Source organism: Paenibacillus jiangxiensis (assembly GCF_046098255.1).
GTDB classification, from domain to species: Bacteria; Bacillota; Bacilli; order Paenibacillales; family Paenibacillaceae; genus Paenibacillus; species Paenibacillus jiagnxiensis.
The window spans coordinates 1-1,144 of record NZ_JBJURI010000074.1; the positions used below are offsets into that span (position 1 = coordinate 1).

Genomic DNA, 1,144 nt, shown 5'->3' on the forward strand with positions numbered 1-1,144 from the left:
CGGACATCTACCTGTTCATGGATGAACGCAGCGAGTTCGAATCGCTTCGCTCCGTTCCCATCTCCCCTCATCTGCGGGACCAGACGGATTTTGACCTGCTCCGGCTCGCCCGACTCCGTGACCGTGCATCCCGCTACGACCGCCGAAGCCTGCGGATGAGGAAACTGTGGCCGGGCCGGATTACGCCCATACAGGTCGCTGTTCACCTTCACGTCTCCGCAGAGCAGCTCCCGGGCATCGAACTCCCCGATGGCATGGCGGATTTTGTGTAGCATCAACCAGGCGGTCTTGTAGGTGACCTGGATCACCTGGCTCAGCCGCATCGCCGAGATGCCGTCGGGCAGCAGGAACAACTCCAGCGCCTGGAACCACTTGGTCAGGGGGAGATGGGTTCGTTCAAAAATCGTGCCGACCAAAGCCGACGTTTGATGCGCACACCTGACGCACTCGAACATGGGAATGCGCCGGGAAGTCAGACGACTGCAGCGGGTGTGAGCGCAACGCGGGCAGGCGAAGCCGTTCGGCCACTTCATCGCGATCAATGCCTCCATGCAGTCCCGCTCGTTGTGATAACGACTGCTAAAGGATTGAAGTTCTGTTTCCGCTTGGACTTCCATGTCTGCTCACCCCCGAATCAATAATATACGAACATAAGTTCTTTTACTCATTTTACCAAACGTATGTTCCCGTTTCAAGCCGAACATCCCACTTGAACTGCCTCTTTTTTTTCGTAACTCTTTTCTCTTTATTCCTTCCCCTGGGCCCCCTCAAACCCCAAACCCCAAACCTCAACCCCCTACCCTCTGAACAAAAGGGATAATCATGCAAAGCTGTATGGGGAGGCAACAGGCAACAGACAACAGGCATCAGGTAACGGATACCAGATACCAAACACCAAACACCATACCCTATAGACACCCGTCTCACTCTGGATACTAAACTCTGAGCGGGCCGAATCCCCTTCTTCCAAGAAAGCTAGAAAAAAGTCGTCTGCTGATTCAGCGTCAACTCCAGCAGTGGGTCCCCGTTTTGCCCAGTGACATCAAGGCCTGTTTGCCGATTTCATGCTGGTCGAGTAGACGTGAACCTCACGGCTCACGCCCCTCACAGATCCGTACGTGCCCAATTAAGGCATACGGCTCCT

At 54.9% G+C, this 1,144-nt stretch carries 1 protein-coding gene; it reads right to left on the minus strand.

All coding sequences use genetic code 11. The features are described from left to right. A partial coding sequence (locus ACI1P2_RS31350; RefSeq protein ID WP_355327714.1) for an IS1595 family transposase occupies nucleotides 1-617 on the minus strand: 617 nt, incomplete at its 3' end. Nucleotides 618-1,144: the final 527 nt, after the last annotated feature.